The sequence below is a fragment of the Anaeromassilibacillus sp. SJQ-5 genome (assembly GCF_054108045.1).
This window is the reverse complement of record NZ_JBPJWQ010000001.1, coordinates 1,651,795-1,672,634: the sequence shown is the minus strand read 5'-3', so window position 1 is coordinate 1,672,634 and position 20,840 is coordinate 1,651,795. Positions and strand designations below refer to the sequence as shown.

19 protein-coding genes are annotated in these 20,840 nt (G+C 62.5%); 17 read left to right on the top strand and 2 right to left on the bottom strand.

From position 1 onward, the window contains the following. Nucleotides 1-53 precede the first annotated feature (53 nt). Nucleotides 54-1,076 (bottom strand): sensor histidine kinase, encoded by a 1,023-nt coding sequence (locus ACSAMM_RS07220; RefSeq protein ID WP_457790743.1) that lies wholly within the window; start codon nt 1,074-1,076, stop codon nt 54-56. A gap of 15 nt (nt 1,077-1,091) precedes the next feature. Continuing rightward, on the bottom strand, nt 1,092-1,778 hold the full coding sequence (locus ACSAMM_RS07215) for a response regulator transcription factor (RefSeq protein ID WP_457790741.1): 687 nt from the start codon (nt 1,776-1,778) through the stop codon (nt 1,092-1,094). Between the two features lie 170 nt (nt 1,779-1,948). On the opposite strand from ACSAMM_RS07215, the gene ACSAMM_RS07210 reads away from it, so the two are divergent. The 17 genes from ACSAMM_RS07210 to ACSAMM_RS07130 all read left to right on the top strand — a co-directional run bounded on the left by ACSAMM_RS07210 (nt 1,949) and on the right by ACSAMM_RS07130 (nt 20,838). After that, nucleotides 1,949-2,317 (top strand): ComEA family DNA-binding protein, encoded by a 369-nt coding sequence (locus tag ACSAMM_RS07210; RefSeq protein ID WP_457790739.1) that lies wholly within the window; start codon nt 1,949-1,951, stop codon nt 2,315-2,317. A 177-nt stretch (nt 2,318-2,494) separates the two neighbouring features. Beyond that, nucleotides 2,495-3,265: an FAD-dependent thymidylate synthase gene (gene thyX / locus ACSAMM_RS07205; RefSeq protein ID WP_178721652.1), complete on the top strand. Its 771-nt coding sequence runs from the start codon at nt 2,495-2,497 to the stop codon at nt 3,263-3,265. Then, the gene (locus ACSAMM_RS07200; RefSeq protein WP_178721654.1) at nt 3,265-3,924 is read left to right on the top strand and encodes a thymidylate kinase; all 660 of its coding nucleotides are present in this window, start codon (nt 3,265-3,267) and stop codon (nt 3,922-3,924) included. Before thyX ends, ACSAMM_RS07200 begins: the two co-directional genes overlap by 1 nt. Nucleotides 3,925-3,941: 17 nt before the next feature. Continuing rightward, a complete protein-coding gene (locus ACSAMM_RS07195) occupies nt 3,942-4,847 on the top strand; it encodes a phosphatidylglycerol lysyltransferase domain-containing protein (RefSeq protein ID WP_178721656.1) in 906 nt (301 codons plus the stop codon). 48 nt (nt 4,848-4,895) lie between these two features. Then, nucleotides 4,896-5,729: a GNAT family N-acetyltransferase gene (locus ACSAMM_RS07190; RefSeq protein ID WP_457790736.1), complete on the top strand. Its 834-nt coding sequence runs from the start codon at nt 4,896-4,898 to the stop codon at nt 5,727-5,729. A gap of 48 nt (nt 5,730-5,777) precedes the next feature. Further along, nucleotides 5,778-6,326 carry a DJ-1 family glyoxalase III gene (locus ACSAMM_RS07185; protein ID WP_457790734.1) on the top strand — a complete coding sequence of 183 codons (549 nt, stop codon included), beginning with the start codon at nt 5,778-5,780 and terminating at the stop codon, nt 6,324-6,326. Beyond that, nucleotides 6,317-6,913 (top strand): 5-formyltetrahydrofolate cyclo-ligase, encoded by a 597-nt coding sequence (locus tag ACSAMM_RS07180; protein WP_457790732.1) that lies wholly within the window; start codon nt 6,317-6,319, stop codon nt 6,911-6,913. Before ACSAMM_RS07185 ends, ACSAMM_RS07180 begins: the two co-directional genes overlap by 10 nt. Nucleotides 6,914-6,974: 61 nt before the next feature. Next, nucleotides 6,975-8,474 (top strand): endolytic transglycosylase MltG, encoded by a 1,500-nt coding sequence (mltG, locus tag ACSAMM_RS07175; protein ID WP_457790730.1) that lies wholly within the window; start codon nt 6,975-6,977, stop codon nt 8,472-8,474. A gap of 64 nt (nt 8,475-8,538) precedes the next feature. Continuing rightward, nucleotides 8,539-9,768, top strand: a complete 1,230-nt coding sequence (locus ACSAMM_RS07170; protein WP_457790728.1) for a peptidase U32 family protein — start codon at nt 8,539-8,541, stop codon at nt 9,766-9,768. 66 nt (nt 9,769-9,834) lie between these two features. Then, nucleotides 9,835-11,478 carry a peptidoglycan D,D-transpeptidase FtsI family protein gene (locus ACSAMM_RS07165; RefSeq protein ID WP_457790726.1) on the top strand — a complete coding sequence of 548 codons (1,644 nt, stop codon included), beginning with the start codon at nt 9,835-9,837 and terminating at the stop codon, nt 11,476-11,478. 137 nt (nt 11,479-11,615) lie between these two features. After that, the gene (locus ACSAMM_RS07160; RefSeq protein WP_457790724.1) at nt 11,616-12,950 is read left to right on the top strand and encodes an MATE family efflux transporter; all 1,335 of its coding nucleotides are present in this window, start codon (nt 11,616-11,618) and stop codon (nt 12,948-12,950) included. A 147-nt stretch (nt 12,951-13,097) separates the two neighbouring features. Further along, nucleotides 13,098-13,799, top strand: coding sequence for a response regulator transcription factor (locus ACSAMM_RS07155; RefSeq protein ID WP_457790722.1), 702 nt, complete (start codon nt 13,098-13,100; stop codon nt 13,797-13,799). 18 nt (nt 13,800-13,817) lie between these two features. Then, on the top strand, nt 13,818-15,698 hold the full coding sequence (locus ACSAMM_RS07150) for a sensor histidine kinase (protein WP_457790720.1): 1,881 nt from the start codon (nt 13,818-13,820) through the stop codon (nt 15,696-15,698). A gap of 251 nt (nt 15,699-15,949) precedes the next feature. After that, nucleotides 15,950-16,222, top strand: coding sequence for a (2Fe-2S) ferredoxin domain-containing protein (locus tag ACSAMM_RS07145; protein ID WP_457790718.1), 273 nt, complete (start codon nt 15,950-15,952; stop codon nt 16,220-16,222). 212 nt (nt 16,223-16,434) lie between these two features. Continuing rightward, nucleotides 16,435-18,165 (top strand): [Fe-Fe] hydrogenase large subunit C-terminal domain-containing protein, encoded by a 1,731-nt coding sequence (locus tag ACSAMM_RS07140; RefSeq protein ID WP_457790716.1) that lies wholly within the window; start codon nt 16,435-16,437, stop codon nt 18,163-18,165. 8 nt (nt 18,166-18,173) lie between these two features. Further along, on the top strand, nt 18,174-19,349 hold the full coding sequence (locus ACSAMM_RS07135; protein WP_457790714.1) for a SpoIIE family protein phosphatase: 1,176 nt from the start codon (nt 18,174-18,176) through the stop codon (nt 19,347-19,349). Between the two features lie 25 nt (nt 19,350-19,374). Continuing rightward, complete coding sequence (locus ACSAMM_RS07130; protein WP_178720843.1) at nt 19,375-20,838, top strand: monomeric [FeFe] hydrogenase; 1,464 nt, start codon at nt 19,375-19,377, stop codon at nt 20,836-20,838. Nucleotides 20,839-20,840 lie beyond the last annotated feature (2 nt).

Here is a 20,840-nt window from a genome sequence, read left to right as displayed (position 1 = left end):
TCAGTATACGGCGGCGGGGTGACGGGCCGGTGACGGCTTCGGTGACAGTTTTGTCACACGACGGTTTTGTAAAAACGCAGGGTGAACCTGCTGCCCCCTTCGGCGGGGCTCTCCGCGAAGATTTTGCCGTTCTGCCGGGCTAAAATGCTTTTGGCCATGGCCAGGCCGATGCCCACCCCCGCGCTCTCGGCCGCATCCGCCTCGCCCGCCTTGCCGCGGTAAAACCGGGTGAAGATATGGGGCAGATCCTCCGGCGCGATGCCGGGCCCGGTGTCGGTCACGGTGATTTCGGTGTAGATGGGGTTGGCCGTCCAGCGAACCGTCACCCGCCCGCCCCGGGGCGTGTGTTCCATGCAGTTTTTCATCACGTTCAGCAGCGCTTCGGCGCTCCAGCGGCGATCTCCGGTGAAGGTCACGGCGGGATCCCCCTGCATGTCCAGCGTCTGCTCCTTGAGCTCCATGGGGATGAGCAGGGGGGCGCTGGCCTCCCGCGCCAGCTCGGCCGCCCGCACCGGCTCGGCCTTCATTTGGATGACCCCCGCGTCCAGCCGGGACATTTTCAGCAGAGAGGACACCAGCCACTGGATCCGCTCCAGCTGGATGCGGATGTGGCGGGTGAATTCCTCCCGCTTGTCGGCGGGCAGATCCTCCCCGCTGAGCAGGTCGGTCATCATCAGCATGGAGGTCAGCGGCGTCTTCAGCTGGTGGGAGATGTCCGCCAGGGAATCGGCCAGCTGCAGCTTTTCCGCCTGCAGCTGGTCGTTGTATTCCCCCAGCATGACGGTGACTTTGTAAATCTCGCTTTTCAGGATGCTCAGCTCGCCCTCGCCGTTGTCCCGCACGTCCAGGGCGTGCTCCCCCGCCGTGATGCGGCGCAGGTAGTCGGCCAGGCGTTCCATCTGCCGGTGCCGCCAGAGGGTGTGCCCCAGGCAGATGCCGCAGAATAAGAGACAGACGAGAAGCACGAGACATCCCGTCCCAACTCCTGCCAGGAACCCCGCGATGGTGGCCCCCAGCGTCACGAGCCCCAGCAGCAAGCAGAGGTTTTTCACATCCGGATTGCGAAAATAGCGCATCGCCTTCCGCCCTCCTCAGCGCCGCCCGCCGACCCGGTAGCCCAGGCCGCGGACAGTTTCGATGACCACGGGGTTCTGCGGATCGTCCTCGATCTTCTCCCGCAGCCGCTTGATATAGACGGTCAGCGTGTTGTCGTTGACGAAATCCCCCGACACGTCCCAGATGCTTTCCAGCAGCTGGTTGCGGGACAGCACCTGCCCCGCGTGGTTGGCCAGCGTCATCAGCAGCCGGTATTCCAGCGCGGAGAGAAACACGTCCTGCCCGTTCTTGTACACCTTTCCCAGCGCGGCGTTAATCTGCACCGGCCCAAACTCCATCAGGGTACTCCCGCCCTGTCCCGCCCGGCGCAGCACACTGCGGATCCGGGAGGTCAGTTCCCGGATCCGGAAGGGCTTGGTGATGTAGTCGTCCGCCCCCATGTCCAGGCCCATGACCACACTCACCTCGTCGTCCCGGGCGGTGAGAAAGATGACCGGCATGTCGCCTTGCCGCTTGATCGCGCGGCAGACATCGTAACCGCTGCCGTCCGGCAGAGAGAGATCCAGCACCGCCAGATCGAACCGCTCCGTTTTCAGTGCCTCCAGCGCGTCGGCCACCCCGGCGCAGAGCGTCACGCCGAACCCCTCCTGTCCTAGGGAATATTCCAAGCCGACGGCAATGCTCCTGTCGTCCTCCACCACCAGCAGTTTTTGCTTATCCACGGCCGATCGCCGCCTTTCCAATCGTTCTGTTCCCATTGTAACCGATTTTGCGCCGCTTTGCATGACGAATCCGTCATTTTCCGGATTTTAGGCAATGTGAATAACTTTCACTTGCCATGCCGCCATTCCGGCGGGTACAATATAGGAAGAATTTACCAAGGGGGGCGGGTATGGCGGAACAGGATGAACGGCGGGAAATCCTGCTGTGGGCGGCTGCGGCGGGGCTGCTTACGGCGGTGGGTCTGTGCGCGGTCATCAGCGCCCCGGACTTTGCCCCGGCGGAACGGGTGGTGTATTCGCGGCCGCCGTATACGGCGTCGGCGCCGCTGTCGTCCACCGTGGAGGAAAAAATCAACCTCAATACCGCCAGCCGGGCGGAGCTGCTGCAAATCAGCGGCATCGGGGACGTGACGGCGGACAAAATCCTCGCCTATCGGGACAGTCACGGCGGCTTTCATTCCCTGGAGGAGCTGCTGCAGGTCGACGGCATTGGGGAGAAAAAGCTGGAGGAATGGCGACCCTATCTGACGGTGGAATAAAGACAAGAGACGGCTAGACGGCCGTCTCTTTTTGTGTTGGAGCGCCGCCCTCACCGCCGAGAATAAAAGAGCCGGCCGCCGTCTTGAACATGGGAGGAAATTCTGTTATAATAAGCTGACATGCGGCAATTTGCCGCCGGCCCCGCGCCGGTCTCTGCGAAAGGAAGGGTCACAAATATGAAAGTCACACTGCTGGCGCACACCCCCCAGCCGGAGCATATCCTGGCTGCGGCGGCCCGCCTGTGCTACTCGCCTGCTACCATCGACGACGTGATGGAGAGCCTCACCGAGGAAAAAACCGCTTCCTTTGTGGAGATGCTGGCCGAAATCGGCCACGAAAGCCCCATCGAACACGCGTCCTTCACCTTCGGCATCGAGGGCGTGTCCCGGTCGCTGCTCGCGCAGCTCACCCGCCACCGTATCGCCTCTTTCAGCGTGCAGAGCCAGCGGTATGTCGCGGAAACCATGTTCGAATACGTGGTGCCTCCCCAGATCGCGGATATTCCCGAGGCGGCGGACGAGTTCCGCCGGGCCATGGAGGAGGATCAGCGTCACTACGAAAGCCTGACCGCCCGCCTGAAGGAGAAGCATCTCGCGGACAAGCTCGCCGCCGGCATGGGGGAGAAGGAGGCGAACCGCGCCGCCGAAAAGCAGGCCATCGAGGACGCCCGCTTCGTGCTGCCCAACGCCTGCACCACCAAGATTCTCATGACCATGAACGCCCGCAGCTTGATGAACTTTTTCCATCACCGCTGCTGCAACCGGGCCCAGTGGGAAATCCGCGAATTGGCTGAGCGGATGCTCGTCCTTTGCCTGGAGGTCGCCCCCCATCTGTTTAAGAACGCCGGCCCCTCCTGCATCGCCGGCCCCTGCCCCGAGGGCAAGATGTCCTGCGGCCGGGCCAAAGAGGTGCGAGCCCATTATCAGCAGCTGAAGGAGCGGACGTGATGGGACGGCTGGTGGTCATCGACGGCCTGGACGGCAGCGGGAAATCCACCCAGCTGGCCCGCCTGAACGAGTATCTGTCCGCCGCCGGGGTAAGCTATAAGCAAATCTCGTTTCCCGACTATGCCCAGCCCTCCTCGGCGCTTGTGAAAATGTACCTGGCCGGGGAGCTGGGCGGTTCCGCCGACGCGGTGAACGCCTACGCCGCCTCCTCCTTTTACGCGGTGGATCGGTATGCCAGCTATAAGCGGTTCTGGCAGGCCGATTACGAGGCGGGCGCCCTCATCGTTGCCGCCCGGTACGCTACTTCCAACGCCATCCATCAGATGGCCAAGCTTCCCCCGGAGGAATGGGACGGTTATCTCGCCTGGCTGGAGGATTACGAATACCGTTTGCTCGGGCTGCCCCGGCCGGACGACGTCGTGTTTCTCGACATGCCGCTGGACGTGGCCCAGACGCTGCTGTCCGCCCGATATGAGGGAGACGAAAAGAAAAAGGACATCCACGAGAGGGACAGCCTGTACTTGCGCCGCTGCCGGCAGACGGCGCTGTATGCCGCTGAACGGGGCGGCTGGCATGTGATCCCCTGTGGCCGGGAGGGGAAGCCTCTTCCCCCGGAAGACATCACCCGCGCGCTGATTGCCGCGCTCGCGCTGGAATAATACAAAGGACGTAACGTATGCCAAGCTTAGTCACGACTCTCGAATTTCACGAACCCTGTCTGACGGACGCCTCCTGGATGGTGCCCATCCTGCGCGCGGCGGACAACAAGGCTTGTGAATATTCCTTCACCACCATTTTCATGTGGCGGAAATACTACGAAAACCAAGTGGCCCATTGCGGGGAGCATCTGTTTCTCAAATCCGGCCACGGGCCGGCCAGCACGTATATGATGCCGGTGGGCGGCGATCTGCGGGAAGGCGTGTCCATCCTGCTGGAGCATTGCCGCGCGGAAGGCTACCCGCTCCGGCTGTTCGGTGCCGAGGCGCCGGATACCGAGCGGCTTTCCGACTGGTTCCCCGGCCGGTTTGCCTGCGCTCCCTCGCCGGGAGACGCCGATTATATCTATAACCAGGCTGACCTGGCCCTGCTGGCCGGAAAGAAATACCACGGCAAGCGCAACCATGTGGCCGGTTTCAGCAAGCAGTACGCCTGGACCTATGAAACCATCGACGACGCCAACGCGGGGGAAGCCGCCGACATGGCCACCGAATGGTGCAAGGGCAAGGGCAACTGCGCCGACAAGGGGCTTAAGTCGGAGAACTGCGCCATCCGGGAGGCCCTGCGCCACCGGGACGAGCTGTCTCTGAAGGGCGGCCTCATCCGGGTGGACGGCAAGGTGATCGCCTTTTCCCTGGGCTCGCCTATATCCGGCACCGTGTTCGACGTGCATGTGGAAAAGGCCCTGCCGGAATACAAAGGGGCCTATGCCGTCATCAACAAGGAATTTACAGCCCGGGAGCTGGCGGCATACCCTTTGGTGAACCGGGAAAACGATTTGAATATCGAAGGCCTGCGCAAGGCTAAGCTGTCTTATTATCCGGCGCTGGTGCTGGAAAAATACCTGTGTACAGAAATTCGCTGAAGCACCGGATCGGCCTGTCGGATCCCTGCGGAAAGGAGGGCCTCTCTCATGGCGGAATTGTCGCGGCCGGATCAAATCCCGGCCTTGAAAGCCATCTGGGCCGCCTCCTTCCCGGAGGATTCCCACGAACTCATTGATCGGGCCTTCGGCCGGCTGTACCGCCCCGCGGACTGTATGGTGGAATGCCGGGCCGGCCGGCCGGTCTCCATGGCCTTCCTGCTCCCCGCCGTATGGCACAATGGGCCGTGCACCTATCCTGTGCAGTATATCTACGCCGCCGCCACCCTGCCGGCTTACCGGGGTCAGGGCCTTTTCGGCGCTCTGCTCCGCCAGGCCCATGAGGAAGCGTCCCGCCGGGGACAAGCGGCCTCCTTTCTCCGCCCCGGCGAGCCGTCGCTGACGGCGTATTACCGCCGGTTTGGCTATGAAAACTGGTTTACCGCCGCCGTGCTGCGGCTGTCCCGGGAAGAGCTGGCCGCGTTGGGCGGCCGTGCGGCGGGTATCGCGCGCTTCTCCTCCTGCCCCGACTACGGGGCCCGGCGGGACGCGCTGCTGGCGGCGCATCCCTGCTGGATTCGCTGGGAGGAGCGGCTGGCCAGGCAGGCGGTGGATACCGCTTCCGGCGTGCTGATTGGCCCCGACGGCTGTGCGCTGTGCGAAAGGGCGGGGGATACCCTGCTGGTGCGGGAGCTGCTCTGCCCGCCAGAGCGGCTGGCCGATTACGGCCGGGCGCTTCTGGAATGCTTTCCCAGCTCCCGGTATGAAATCGTCCGCCCGGCGGACGAAACCCGGCCGGGGGAGGCCTTCGCCATGTGGCGGCCGCTGTCCGAAGCGGCCCGGCGGCCGGCTGGCCCGCCGTATCTCGGGCTGACACTGGAATAAGACATAAATAGGCGGGCGCGACGTCGCTTGCTCGAAAGGATGATGGATATGGTGGCCGTGTTTCTGGCCGATGGATTTGAAGAAATCGAAGCGCTGGCCGTGGTGGACGTGCTCCGCCGGGCTGAGCTGACGGTCGTCACCGTGGGGATCGGTGGCCGGACGGTCTGCGGCGCCCATGGGATCCCCGTGGGGGCCGATATGGACGAGGCCGCCTGGGAAAAACAGGACATGGACGCCCTGCAGGCCGTGGTGCTGCCGGGCGGCATGCCGGGCACCCTCCATCTGGAGCAGTCGCCGGCGGTGGCCTGCGCGCTGGAAACGGCCCGGCGGCAGGGCGCCTATGTCTGCGCTATCTGCGCCGCCCCCTCTATCCTGGGCCATAAGGGCCTGCTCCGCGGGCGGAAGGCTGTCTGCTTCCCCGGCTATGAACAGGAGCTGGAGGGCGCGCGGGTGCTCACTGAGCCGGTGGTGACCGATGGGACTGTCATCACCGCCCGGGGCGCTGGCGTGGCCGTGGATTTCGGCCTGGAAATCGCGGCGCGCCTGGTCTCTCCCGAACGGGCCGAGCAGATAAGGAAATCCATGCAATGCCGGTAGGGGATATCCGCCCGATTAAAGCTGGGCTGAGAGAGCAGTATAAACGCCTGCGGCGCAATATGCCGCGGGAAATACAGGATGCGTACGACGAAACCATCGCGAGGCGCGTGGCCGCACTCTGGCAGTATAAGCGCTGCCGGATGCTGCTGACCTATGTGTCCACCGCCATCGAGGTGGATACCCGCCGGATTATTGAGCGCGCCCTGGCCGACGGCAAGCAGGTGGCGGTGCCCCGCTGCGTGCCCGGCACCAGGGATATGGAGTTTTATCTCATCCGCGGTCTGGACGAGCTGGAGCCGGGAACCTTCGGCGTGCTGGAGCCCCGGCCCGATCCGGCGCGGCTGGTAAAAGATTTCTCTTCCGGCTTGTGTTTGATACCCGCCCTGTGCTATGATTGGCATGGATACCGCCTGGGCTATGGAAAAGGGTACTACGACCGCTTCCTGGCCAATTTCGGCGGCCATATGGTTGGCATCTGCTATAGCGAGTGCGTGCGCCGCAAGCTGCCGCACGGGCGGTTTGACCGCCCGGCCGAGCTGCTGGTGACCGAACGATACCTTCGGCGCACCGGCGACCGGCGCGGATAGCCGGGCCGTCATCGGCGCGGAACCGTTTATCCCTACCGAAATTCGAAGGAGTGTGAGGCGCGTGTCCGAACACGATAACACCCAGCCGGAGCGTTCCGTGGACAAGCTGCTGGAGGATCTGGAGGCCGAAAAGGCGGCGCGCAGCCGGGAAGAGGAACGGCTGGGCGAGGTTCTGAAGGTGGACGAACATACGGCGGCCAAAATCTCGGAGGAGCGAAAGAACAAGGTTTCCGGCTTCAAGCTGGACATCGATCTGGACGAAGAGTTTCAGAAAACGGAGGAGCCCGCTCCGCCGTCCGTCAATGACACGGAGGAGCCTGCCCCGTCCGGGGAGCCGGCCGAAGAGACGGCCGAATCCCTGGACGAAGACGAGCCGACGGCTGAACCCGAGGGGCCGGAAGAGGAAACCGATGGGGTGGAGCCGGAAGAGGAACCGGAGGAAGCCGGCCGGGGCAAAAAGAAAAAGAAGACGAAGAAAAGCACCTGGGGCTGTGTACGCGGCATCATTTACGCGGTGCTGGTGCTGGGGATTTCCGGTGTGCTGGCGTATTTCACCATCACCGGCGCCATCGATTTGGCGGGCCTGGGCAAATCCTCCGGAAAGGTGGACGTGGTTATCCCCCGCGGCGCCTCCACCCAGCAGGTGGCCGACGCGCTCAAGGAGGGGGGCGTCATCGATCAGCCCCTCGTGTTCCGGCTGTATTCCAAGCTGACCAAGGCCGACGGTACCTATCAGCCCGGCACCTTCACCCTCGCGCCCAACATGGGCTATGGGGAAATGATCCGTATCCTGCAGAACTCCAAGCCCCGGGAATCGGTGTCGGTGACCATTAAGGAAGGCTTTACCATCAACCAAATCGCCGAGGAACTGGAAAAGGCCGGCGTGTGCGACGCCGACGATTTCTTCGAGGCGGTGGTGTACGGCAAATACGAGGACGCCTACGATTTCGTGGCGGCCATCCCCGGCATCGAGCAAGGGTCGCAGTATGAGGGCCGGATTTACAAGCTGGAAGGCTATATGTTCCCGGATACCTACGAGTTCTTTACCGGAAGCTCGGGGGACACGGTGGTGCGCAAATTTCTCGATAACTTTGCCGCCCGCCTGGATACCAAGCTCCGCTCCGCCATCAGTGCCCAGGGCAAGACCATCGACGAAATCATCGTCATGGCCTCCATCATCCAGGGCGAGGCCTCCAAGGAGGACGATATGCTCAAGGTTTCCCGAGTGCTGTATAACCGGCTGAACAACCCGTCGGAATACCCCCGGCTCGAGTGTGATTCCACCCAGAAATATATCAACGATTTCATCTCTCAAATCGAGGGGCTGGAAATCACCAACAAAGCCTACGATACCTATAAGCGCACCGGTCTGCCGGCGGGCGCCATCAACAATCCCGGCCTGATGGCCATCCAGGCGGCCATTAATCCCTCCCAGGATGAGGAGGTGGTCGGCTGCTATTTCTTCGCCACCGATTTCAACACCGGCATCACCTATTACAGCAAGACCCTTAAGGAACACGAAAGAATCTGCAGAAAATACGGGATCGGCATGTATGGCTGATAAAAGGGCTGCCGCGTGATTGCGGCGGCCCTTTTTCCTGGAATCGGAGAAAGGAGCCTCAGCGATGAACGACCGGTTGGAAATCCTGGCCCCCGCCGGGGATAGGGAACGGCTGGAGGCGGCGCTGCTCTTTGGGGCGGACGCGGTGTATCTGGCGGGCAAGGCCTACGGCATGCGATCCGCCCCCGCCAATTTTGACGAGGAAGGCCTGCGGCATGCCGTGTCTCTGGCGCACAAAACCGGCAGGAAGGTCTACGTCACCGTCAACGTCCTGCCCCGCAACGGGGAGATGGAGGCGTTGCCCGCTTATCTTGAATTCCTGCAGGGCTGCGGCGCCGACGGGATCATCGCGGCGGATTTGGGGGTCATGCGTCTGGCCCTGCGGCACGCGCCCCGCTGCGCCTTGCACGTGTCCACCCAGACCGGGGTGGTCAATTTCGAAACCGCCCGGATGCTGCACGATCTGGGCGCCGCCCGGGTGGTGCTGGCCCGGGAGCTGTCCCTGGACGAGATCGCGGAAATCCGCGCGAAAACCCCGCCGGAGCTGGAGCTGGAGGCCTTCGTCCACGGGGCGATGTGCATGGCCTATTCCGGCCGCTGCCTGCTGTCGGCCTATCTGACCGGCCGGGATGCCAACCGGGGCGGCTGCGCCCAGCCCTGCCGCTGGAAATACCGGATCGTCGAGCCCTCCCGTCCCGACCGCCCCCTGACGGCGGAGGAGGACGAAACCGGCACCTACCTGTTCAACGCCGACGATTTGTGCATGATCGACCACCTGCCGGCGCTGTCGCGCGCAGGCGTGCGCTCCTTGAAAATCGAAGGCCGCGCCAAGGCCGCCTATTATGTGGCGGTGATCGCCAACGCCTACCGGGCGGCGGCGGACGGCTGGGCCGCCTCCGGCTATGCGGCGGATTACCGGCTGGCGCCCTGGATTTCCGCCGAGGTCAATAAGGTCAGCCACCGCCCCTACGGCACCGGCTTTTATTTTGGCCCCCCTGGGCAGAACACGGCGTCTGGCGGTTACATCCGGGAGTTCGAGGTGGCGGCGGTGGCCGAGGAGTGGGCCGGCGGCCTCCAGCGCTTCAGTCAGCGCAACCGCTTCACCGTCGGCGACGAGTGCAGCGTGCTGGAGCCCGGCCGCCCGCCCTTTTCGCTGACCGTTCGGGAGATGTTCGGGCCGGACGGAGAGCCCTTGACCGCCGCGCCCCATCCCACCATGTCGGTGTGGATCCCGCTGTCCCGCCCGCTCGTCCCGGGCAGCCTGCTGCGCCGCCCCGTTTGCGGCGGTGCCTGATTAAAACCCGTCCCCGCCGGGCAAGCTAGATATACGCACTCTAGCGACGGAAAGGACGGGCTCCCCATGAAAAAACGCGCGCTTGTTCTCTTTACCCTGCTGCTGTTCATCCTGAGCGGGGTGGTGCTCCAGGTCTACCGTCTGTCCGACGCCTATCTGTCCCAGGCGGCGGATCAGCAGGGGAGCGTCACCGTGAAGGTGGCGAACAGCCGGGGGACGATTTATGACGCCCGGCTGCGCCCGCTCACCAACGCGGGGGAGGAATACCGCCTGAGCGTCACGCCGTCGCCGGAAGCTATCGCGGCCCTTTCCGGTATGCTGGACGAGGAGCAGCTCGCCGCTGTGTCCGAGCGGCTGCAAAGCGGGAAGCCCGCCGTTGTCACCCTGCCGGAAATCCCGGCCAATCTGGAGGGAAGCCTGCTGTTCAAGGTGCCGGTGCGGTACGGCGGCCGCCTGCTGGCCCCCCATCTGCTGGGCTATATGGACGGGGACGGTCTCCACGGCCTGACCGGCGTGGAGCTGGCCTTCGACGAATACCTGAACAGCTGCGGCGGTCAGGCGTCCGTCACCTATTCGGTGGATGCCATGGGCAAGCCGCTGCAGGGGATCGCGCCCCAGGTGGTCAACACCCTGGCTGACGCCAAGGCCGGCGTGGTGCTCACCATCGATCAGGATATCCAGAAAATCGCGGAGGAAGCGGCGAAAAGGTACATGACCAAGGGCGCGGTGGTGGTTATGGAACCCGCCACCGGCCGGATCGCCGCCATGGTCAGCCTGCCTGACTTTCAGCCGGGCACGGTGGCGGACAGCCTGGACGCCGCCGATTCCCCCCTTCTCAACCGGGCACTGTGCAATTACAACCTGGGCTCGGTGTTTAAAATCACCTCCGCCGCCGCCGCGCTGGAAAAGGGGATCCCCATCTCCACCGCCTTCCCCTGCAATGGATCCGTCACCATCGGCAACGTGACCTTCCATTGCCACAACCGCTTGGGCCACGGCACGCTGAATATGCAGGACGGCTTCGCCCAGTCCTGCAACCCCTATTTTATTCAGCTGATGCAGCAGGCGGGCGGCTCCGCCCTGTTGGGTATGGCCTCTAACCTGGGCTTCGACCGGTCGCTGATTCTGGCCGACGGCCTGAAAACCGCCCGCGCCACCCTGCCCACGGCGGAGGAGCTGCTCTCCCCGGCGGCGGTGGGCAATCTGGCCTTCGGTCAGGGCAGCCTGCTGGGCACGCCGGTGCACGTGGCCCAGATGGTGGCCGCCGTGGTTAACGGGGGGAAAATCATCCGTCCCACCATCCTGAAAGGCTACTGCGACAAGGAGGGCCGGCTGTCCGAGGAAACGATCGAACCCGAGCAGACCGTTTTCTCCAAACAGACCGCCCAAACCCTCAAGGACCTGATGATTTACGCCGTCAAGGAAGGCACCGGCGCCTCCGCCCAGCCCACCGTCAGCGCCGGCGCCGCCGGCGGCAAGACCGGCACGGCGGAAACCGGATGGAAAAGCGAGAACAAGGCGGTGGTGCAGAGCTGGTTCGGCGGCTTTTACCCGGCGGAAAATCCCAAATACGTCATCGCCGTCATCGCGGAGGATTCCGACAACACCAAGGGGAAATCCTCTCCCGTGTTCAAGAAAATCTGCGAGGATATCTATATGCTGGAGCAGGCGCGCAAGGTCCTGGCCGGCGAGACCTCCTCCGACAGCTGATTCCGTCCCGCCCTTTCCAGGGGCGGGCTTTTGCTATACGCCCGCCGTATGGCAACCATCAAAAATCTATAGTTTCCTTATACCCTTTTCCTGTGGTATGATAGATCCGAACTCCAACAGACAGGCGGCGACAGGGTATGATAACCGATTTGACGCAGGGCAGTATCAGCAAACGGCTGTGGCTGTTCTCCATCCCGATGCTCATCAGCGTCATGTTCCAGCAGATATACAACATCGCGGACAGCATGATCGCGGGGAAATTCGTGGGCGAGGACGCCCTGGCGGCGGTGGGCGCTTCCTATCCGGTGACCATGCTGTTCATGGCGGTGGCCATGGGCTGCAACATCGGCTGCTCGGTGGTGATCTCTCAGTATTTCGGCGCGAAGCGGCTTTCCGAGATGAAAACCGCCGTCTCCACCACCTTCCTGGCCAGCGGTGGTCTCAGCGCCGTGCTGACCGTCGGCGGCCTGCTGTTGTCCGGCCCCATCCTGCGCGCCATCCATACCCCGTCCAACATCTTCGCCGACGCCGCCCTGTACCTGAACATCTACATAGGCGGCCTCGTCTTCCTGTTTTTGTACAACATCTGCACCGGCGTGTTCAACTCCCTGGGCGATTCCCGCACCCCGCTGGTTTTCCTCATCGGCTCCTCTCTGGGCAACATCGGGCTGGATCTCCTCTTCGTCACCGTCTTCGACATGGGGGTGGCCGGCGTGGCCTGGGCCACCTTCATCGCCCAGGGCGCGGCCTGCCTGCTGTCGCTGGCGACCCTGCGCCGGCGGCTGAACCGCCTCGAAACGCCGGAGAAAAGCCCCCGCTTCTCCCTGGAGATGCTGGGCCGGATCAGCCGCATCGCGGTGCCCAGCATCCTGCAGCAGAGCTTCATCTCGGTGGGCAATATGTTCATCCAGGGCCTGGTCAACGGCTACGGCTCCTCCGTCATCGCTGGCTACTCCGCCGCCGTCAAGCTCAACACCTTCGCCATCACCTCCTTCACCACCCTGTCGAACGGCCTGTCCAGCTTTTCGGCCCAGAACCTGGGCGCCGGGAAAATCGACCGGGTCAGACGGGGCTTCTGGTCGGGCTGCCTGCTGGCGGTGTGCGTGGTGGCGCCCTTCACGCTGGTATACGGCCTGTTCACCGACGCCGCGGTGCGCCTGTTCCTGGACACCACCAGCCGGTACGCGCTGGAAATCGGCTGCGACTTCCTGCGGCTGGTGGCTCCGTTTTATCTGGTGATTTCCGTCAAGCTGATGGCCGACGGCATCCTGCGGGGCGCTGGCGCCATGAAAAGCTTCATGGTGGCCACTTTCACCGACTTGATGCTCCGGGTGATGTTGGCCTTTTTGCTGTCGGCCCGGCTCGGCACCGATGGTATTTGGCTGTCCTGGCCCATCGGCTGGACGGCGGCGGCAGTGCTGTCCTGCGCGTTCTATTTTGCCGGTCGCTGGAAAACCCGTTTCTTAAGGTGAGTGATGAATAAATCTTTGCACCCGGATTTATTCATCGCTTACCTGGCGGGGCCGGGCGAATTTTAAGGATTCCTTAAGGTTTCGTTCCGCCCATTTTCCCTCCGCCGCGTTAGAATAGCAACAGAGAGAGAAAAGGAGAGCTGCATCATGGCACAGAAGGTTCTGGTTTGTGACGACGACCGCGAAATCGCGGCAGCCGTGGATATTTACCTGACAGCCGAGGGCTACGAGGTTCTGCAGGCCTACGACGGCTTCCAGGCGCTGGAACTGTTGGAGAAGCACCCGGATGTCCAGCTGATCCTCATGGATATCATGATGCCCCGCCTGGACGGCGTGCACGCCACCATGAAAATCCGGGAAAGCCGGAACATCCCCATCATCATGCTGTCCGCCAAAAGCGAGGATAATGATAAAATCCTCGGCCTCAACATCGGCGCGGATGACTACATGACCAAGCCCTTCAACCCCATGGAGCTCATCGCCCGGGTGAAATCCCAGCTGCGCCGGTATACCAATTTCGGCGTCAGCGAGGAGGGCGGCGCTTCCTCCGTCACCGTCAACGGCGGCCTGGAAATGGACGACGGCGCCAAACGGGTGACGGTGGACGGCCAGGAGGTGGCCCTGACCCCGGTGGAATACAAAATTGTCAAATTCCTCATGGAAAATCGTGGCCTGGTGTTTTCCAGCGCGCAGATTTATGAAAATGTGTGGAACGAGCCCTCTTATGGCGCGGATAACATCGTCGCCGTCCATATCCGCCATATCCGGGAAAAAATCGAGATCAATCCCAAGGAGCCCCGGTATATCAAGGTCATCTGGGGCCACGGCTATAAGATGGAAAAACTCTGACCGAAGGAGGCGGCGCCCGTGAAACTGCGTGAGAGCCTGTTCAGCAAGCTGCTGGCGTCCATATTGTTTATCCTGACGCTGGCGGCTTCGGTTTGCGGCGGTGCCTATGTGTCCTATGTCTCCTACAACGGGGATGTCTGGTCGAGCCGGGAGATTTTGACCCGCACCCGCCCCTTCCAGGATAAAATGAACCAGGACGCCTCCGCCGTGCAGGAATACTACAGTCTCCTGCAGGCGTCGAAATCGGCGGAAACGCCCCTGTCCTATGAAAGCGCCCACCAGATGGCCCAGTATGAGCAGCAGTTGGGCCTCAGCGGCGGCGGTAACTTTGTCTTTCAGCTGCTCGACGGGGAAGGAAACGTCCTGCTTTCCAACCTTCAGGACGGGGAAACGGACGTCAGCGCCCTCGCCGGCGCCAACGGCGCTTACCGCCTGCCCCTGTCCTACAGCCTCTCTGTGTCGAGCGAGCCCAGCTTGCTGGTATACGGCCTGCGGGAGGGCCTGCCCGCGGCGGACGAGTATGCCGACCTGATGGCGCGGCGCATCAATATGCAGGACAGCGTGATGCCGGTGCTCATCGCCACTATTGTATGCGGCCTTCTCTGCGCGCTGCTGTTCTGCTTCCTCGTCGCCGCGGCTGGCCATAGGCCGGGGGGCGAAACCGCCGCGCTCAACCCCTTCGACCACATCTGGCTGGAGGTGCCGGTAGCGGCTCTGCTTCTGCTGTCTTTCCTCTGGGTGATGGCCCTTTACAGTAAGGACTTGGTGCTGTTCTGCATTTCCGCCGTGCTGGCAGGCGGCATGCTGCTGGCCACGGTGCTCTCCATCGTGCGCCGCATCAAGGCGGGTAAGGTCTACCAGACCACCTTCCTGCACCTGCTGGTCAAATTTTTCGTCACCGTCATGCAGCATGTCCACGTGGTGGTCCGGGTGGCGGGCGCTTTCGTGCTGTACGCCGCCGCCCAGCTGGTGCTGGTTTTGGCCATGTCCCAGGGGACCGGCCTCGCCTGGTTTATCTGGATCATGGGCAACTTGTCCCTTATCGTCCTCATCGTCATCGTCGCCATTCAGTACGATAAGGTTAAGCAGGGCACCGAGAAAATGGCGGAAGGCAACCTCGGCGTGGTCATCAACGAGAAAGAGGTGCCCTTCTTCGGCCAGATGGCCCATAATCTCAATTCCAGCGGCAGCGCCATCAAAATCGCCGTGGAACACGCCACCCAGAGCGAACGGATGAAATCCGAGCTCATCACCAACGTCTCCCACGACATCAAGACCCCCCTGACCTCCATCATCAACTATGTGGATTTGTTGAAAACCACCGGCATCACCGATCCCAAGGCCTTGGAATACGTGGACGTGCTGGAACGCAAATCCAAGCGCTTGGCCCAGCTGATGGCCGATTTGGTGGAGGCCTCCAAGGTGACCTCCGGGGCCGTGGGCGTCCATATGGAATCCCTCAACCTGGGCGAGCTGGTCAAGCAGGCCGGCGGCGAGTTCGAGGAGCGCTTCGCCGAGCGGGGCATCCAGCTGATGTGCCGCCTGCCCGATCAGCCGGTGCTGGTCTACGCCGACGGCCGCCATATGTGGCGGGTGCTCGATAACCTGTTCGGCAACGCCGTCAAATACGCCTTGGACAATACCCGCATCTACGTGGATCTCGCCGACCTGGGCAACGAGGTGGTGCTGTCCATGAAGAACATTTCCCGGGATCCCCTGAATATCCATCCCGACGAGCTGATGGAACGGTTTACGCGCGGCGATTCGGCCCGCGTCGGGGAGGGAAGCGGCCTCGGCCTGTCCATCGCCCGCAGCCTGATGGAACTGCAAAACGGCACTCTGGATCTTCAGATAGACGGCGATCTCTTCAAAGTGGTGCTGGCTTTGAAGAAGATGTAATTGTTACAGATCAAGCATTCCCCGGCCCGCGCCGTTTCGCGGGCCGGGGCTTTTTTCGTCCATACCACCAAGCCAAGTCCGTCCGCGTTCACCCGCCTCTCCCAGCCCCATATGGCGCACGCCACCGTGTCCCCTTTTCCCGGCGCCCCTCGCTCTTCCCGTGGCGATTTCCGTCTTTTTTTGCTGGAAATCGCCGCGATAGATTGACAGAAAAATAACAGCACGGTATAATAAAACGGAAAGCCCCGATTATGAAAACAGGGATGGTGTTCGATATGGATTTGATGGTATGCGTGGGCAGCTCCTGCCATTTGCAGAATTCGCGGGATTTGATCAACCGCCTCAAGGAGCTGATCGCCGAAAACCGGCTGGAGGGCCGGGTGGAGCTGAAGGGCTCCTTCTGCATGGGTCACTGCGCCGACGAGGGCGTGTGCGTCAAATTTGCCGATGAGATTTACAGCCTGACCATGGAGAATGTGGACGACTTCTTCGTCCGGCAGGTGGTCGGGAAGCTGGAGGGGTGAACCCGGCGTTTCAAGGCAATACCGCACAATTCTAAGCGCCGGATGGCGTCAGGAAATTTTTTGTCAGATAAAGCAAAAAACGCAGGCAATCCTTTCGGATTGACGAGGCTTTTTGCAAAATATGGCGAAAAATTTCCAAGTCATACGGTGCTTAAAACGAGCGTTGCGAATTGTGCGGTGTTGCCTCAACAGTTTGAGCGAAAGGAAGGGTTATGCTCATGAGGTATATCCGCGTCAAGGAAGCCAATTGTAAAAACTGCTATAAGTGCCTCAAGCACTGCGCCGTGAAGTCCATCAGCTACATAAACGACCGGGTGGAGGTCATCGAGGACGGCTGCATCCTCTGCGGCCGGTGCATCAACGTCTGCCCGCAGAAGGCCAAAACCGTGGTCAACGACCCCGCCGCCGTGCTCGGCATGCTGGCCGACCCCGGCGTACGCACCGTGGCCAGCCTGGCCCCGTCCTACATAGGCGTCTACGGCCGGGAAAACCGGGGCCGCTTTATCGCCGCGCTGAAAGCCCTGGGCTTCGACGAGGTGCAGGAAACGGCTCTGGGGGCCCACGAGGTCAGCCTGCGGTATAAGGAGCTGCTCGACGCGGGGGAGATGCCCGCCGTCCTGGGCACCTGCTGCCCCGCCGTCAACGACCTGATTGTCAAATATTATCCCTCTCTCACCCCCCTCATGGCCCCGGTGGTCTCGCCGGCCCTGGCCCATGGGCGGCTGATTAAGCAGGAGCAGGGGGCGGACACCCGGGTGGTGTTCGTCGGCCCCTGCCTGGCCAAAATCAAGGAGATCGCTGAGCATCCCGAATCGGCCGACGCTGTGCTGTCCTTCCGGATGCTGGATAAGCTGCTGGCGGATCGGGGGATCGACCCCGCCGGCCTGCCGGAGGACGAAGCCCCCCTGCCCGCCCCCTTTTCCCGGATTTATCCCATCCCCGAAGGGGTGGTGCGGGACGTGCGCGGCGCCGCCGGAACCGAATCCAGCGCCTACAACGGCTACCGGTTCATGAGCGTGTGCGGTCTGGAAAACGTCATGGAGTTTTTGAAGGAGCTGGAGGCCGGGCACATCGGCCGCGTCTTTGCCGAGCTCAATGCCTGTGACGGCGGCTGTGTCAACGGCCCCCTTATCGCGGAGGATAAGCGGGCGGCTTACCGCGGCCTGCTCGAGGTGGAAAGCTACGCCGAGGCCTCCGCCCCTGTCGAATCCCGGCCGATTGCGCTGGGGCAGGCCTTCGAGGCCGAGCCGCTCGAGCCCCCCATGCCCGACGAGGCCACCATCCGCAAGATCCTGACGGAAATCGGCAAGCCCACCCCGGACAAGGAGCTCAACTGCGGCTCCTGCGGCTATCCCACCTGCCGGGACAAGGCCATCGCGGTGTATCAGAAAAAGGCCGAGCTGTACATGTGCCTGCCCTATATCAACGATTTGTCCCAGTCCCTGAGCAACGTCACCCTCAGCGTGTCCCCCAACCTCATCCTGGCGGTGGACAGGGACCTGCGCATCGTCGAGCTCAACCTCACCGCCCAGAAGCTGTTCGGGGTCACGCGGCAGATGGCCCTGAAAGCCGATTTGTACGAGTTTATGGACCCCGCCGATTTCGAGGAGGTGTTCCAGACCCACCGGAATATCCTCGACAAAAAGGTCAAGCTCGATCCCCTGAACATCATCACCTCTCAAACCCTGATTTATGTCCCCGACCAGGAGCTGGTCATGGGCTTCATCAAGGACATCACCGAGGAGGAGCAGGCCAAGGAGAAGAATTTCCGCGCCCGGCTGGAATCGGCGGAGATGGCCCAGAAGGTCATTGAAAAGCAGATGATCGCGGCCCAGGAAATCGCCAGCCTGCTCGGGGAGACCACGGCGGAAACCAAGGTCACGCTGAACCTGCTCAAGGATCTCATGCTCGACGAAGCGGGGTCGGCTGACCGGAAAGGATGAAGGAAGGCTTGAGCAATCGCCTGTATTTCGACGTCACCTCCAAAAGCCTCAATAAGAAAAACGAAGAGCTCTGCGGCGACAAAGTGGAAGTGGTGCGCACCGGGGACGACGTGATCGTCGTGCTCTCCGACGGCCTGGGCAGCGGCGTGAAGGCCAACATCCTGGCCACCCTGACCTCCAAAATCATCGCCACCATGATGAAGTCGGGCGCCACCCTGGAGGATACGGTGGACACCATCGTTCATACCCTGCCGGTGTGCAAGGTGCGGCATATGGCCTATTCCACCTTCTCCATTCTCAAGCTGACCGCCGACGGCAAGGCCTACCTGACTGAGTTCGACTGCCCCGGCTGCGTCTGGGTGCACGAGGGCGTGGTGCTGCCGGTGGACTACACCACCCGCGAGGTGGGGGGGAAGACCATCCGGGAGGCTTCTTTCGATTTGTCGGTGGGGGATATGTTCCTTATGTTCAGCGACGGGGTCATTTACGCCGGCCTGGGCGAACTGATGAATCTGGGCTGGGACTGGGAGAACGTCTGCGACTTCGTGCAGGACAACTGCGGGAAGGAGAACACCAGCGCCCGCATGACCGCCGCCCTGCTGGGGGCCTGCGAGGATCTGTATATGAAGCGGCCGGGGGACGACACCACCGTCGCCACCGTCAAGGCCGTGCCCCAGCAGATCGTCAGCATGTTCGCCGGCCCGCCCCGCTTCCCGCAGGATGACGAGCGGGCGGTGGTGGATTTCATGTCGCCCGAGGGCCTCAAGCTGGTCTGCGGCGGCAGCAGCGCCAATTTGGTGGCCCGGGTGCTGGGCCGGGAGGTCACCACCGACCTGAACTATGAGGGGGATCTGCCGCCCATCGCCCATATCAAGGGCCTGGATTTGGTCACCGAGGGGGTCCTCACCCTCCGGCAGGCCAACGCCCTCATCACCCGCTTCCTGGCCGATCCCGCCGATGCCGATACCCTTAAGGAGCTGGATAAGCCCAACGGGGCGGCCCAGATTGCCCACATCCTGCTGGAACGCTGCACCCACCTGTACCTGTTCATCGGCAAGGCGATCAACCCCGCCCACCAGAATCCCCAGCTGCCGGTGGATTTGAGCATCAAGATCCGCCTGTTGGAGGATCTGGCCGAAACCCTGCGGGGGGCAGGCAAAGTGGTGCAGATAAAATATTACTGAACGCGTAGAAATGGAGAAAACGCACATGCCGGACATGATGGATATCGTACAGATTAAGCACGAGGTGCTCAAAACCACCGCGAAACACGCCTTTGCGGGCGACCTCTACGAAAGCTTTGACGCCATTCCCTTTGAGATCATCCAGGGGATCCGCCCGAACTTCCGCTGCTGCGTCTACCGGGAGCGGGAGATCGTCCGCCAGCGGGTGCGCATGGCCATGGGCAAGCTGCCCCATGACGTGCTGTATACCGACGCCGACGCTTCCCAGGTGGTGCACGTCATCCCCTGCGCCTGCGAGGGCTGCCCCATCACCAAAATCACCGTCACCCAGAACTGCCAGAGCTGCCTGGCCAAGAAATGCGCCAAGGCCTGCCCCTTCGGCGCCATTACCAACACGCCCCGGGGCGCCGTCATCGACCAGGACAAGTGCCGCAAATGCGGCAAGTGCGTGGCCGCCTGCCCCTACAACGCCATCGTGGAAATCGAGCGGCCCTGTAAAAAGAGCTGCCCTGTCAAAGCCATCAGCATGGACGAGAACGACATCGCCACCATCGACCCCAAAAAGTGTATCAACTGCGGGGCCTGCGTGGTGGGCTGCCCCTTCGGCGCCATCTCGGACGTGTCCATGATGACCAGCGTCATCGACGCGCTGCGCAGCGACGGCCAGGAGGTGGTGGCCATGGTGGCCCCCGCCATTGAGGGCCAGTTCGGCAAGGCCACCCTGCCCCAAATCAAGGAGGCCATCCGGCAGCTGGGCTTCAAGGATGTGTATGAGGTCGCCCTGGGCGCCGATATGGTGGCCCTCAGCGAGGCGGAAGAGCTGCTCGAGCGCAAGGCGGAGGGCCAGCCCATGACCTCCTCCTGCTGTCCCGCGTTCGTCAGCTTGGTGCGCAAGCATTTTCCCGCCCTGCTGCCCTTCGTGTCCACCACCGTGTCCCCCATGGTGGCCGCCGAACGGTATATCCGCAGCAAGCGGCCCGAGGCCGTGACCGTATTCATCGGCCCCTGCATCGCCAAGAAGAACGAGGTCATGTCCCAGTATATCCAGGAGCTGGAGTACGTCTTGACCTTTGAGGAACTGTACGCCATGCTCTGCGCCAAGGGTATCGAGGCCGAGGCGATCGCTGTGCCCGATACCGGCGACGACGCCACCCGCTACGGCAAGGGCTTCGCCCTGGCCGGCGGCGTGACCGCCGCCGTTCAGCGGGTGATCGAGGAGAAGGGGGCCGACGTCTCCCTCTCGGTGGCCAAATGCAGCGGCGCGGACGAGTGCCGCAAGGCCCTGATGCTGCTCAAGGCCGGCAAGCTGCCGGATGACTTTGTGGAGGGCATGGCCTGCGCCGGCGGCTGCCTGGCCGGCCCCGCCACCCTGTACGAGCTGCAGAAATCGAAGAAGGTCTTTGAGGCCCGCATGGATGCCGCGCCGGACAACATCCGCGACAATGTGGCCGAAAAAGGCTGCGCCGCCGATGTGCACCGGCATGTTTGAGA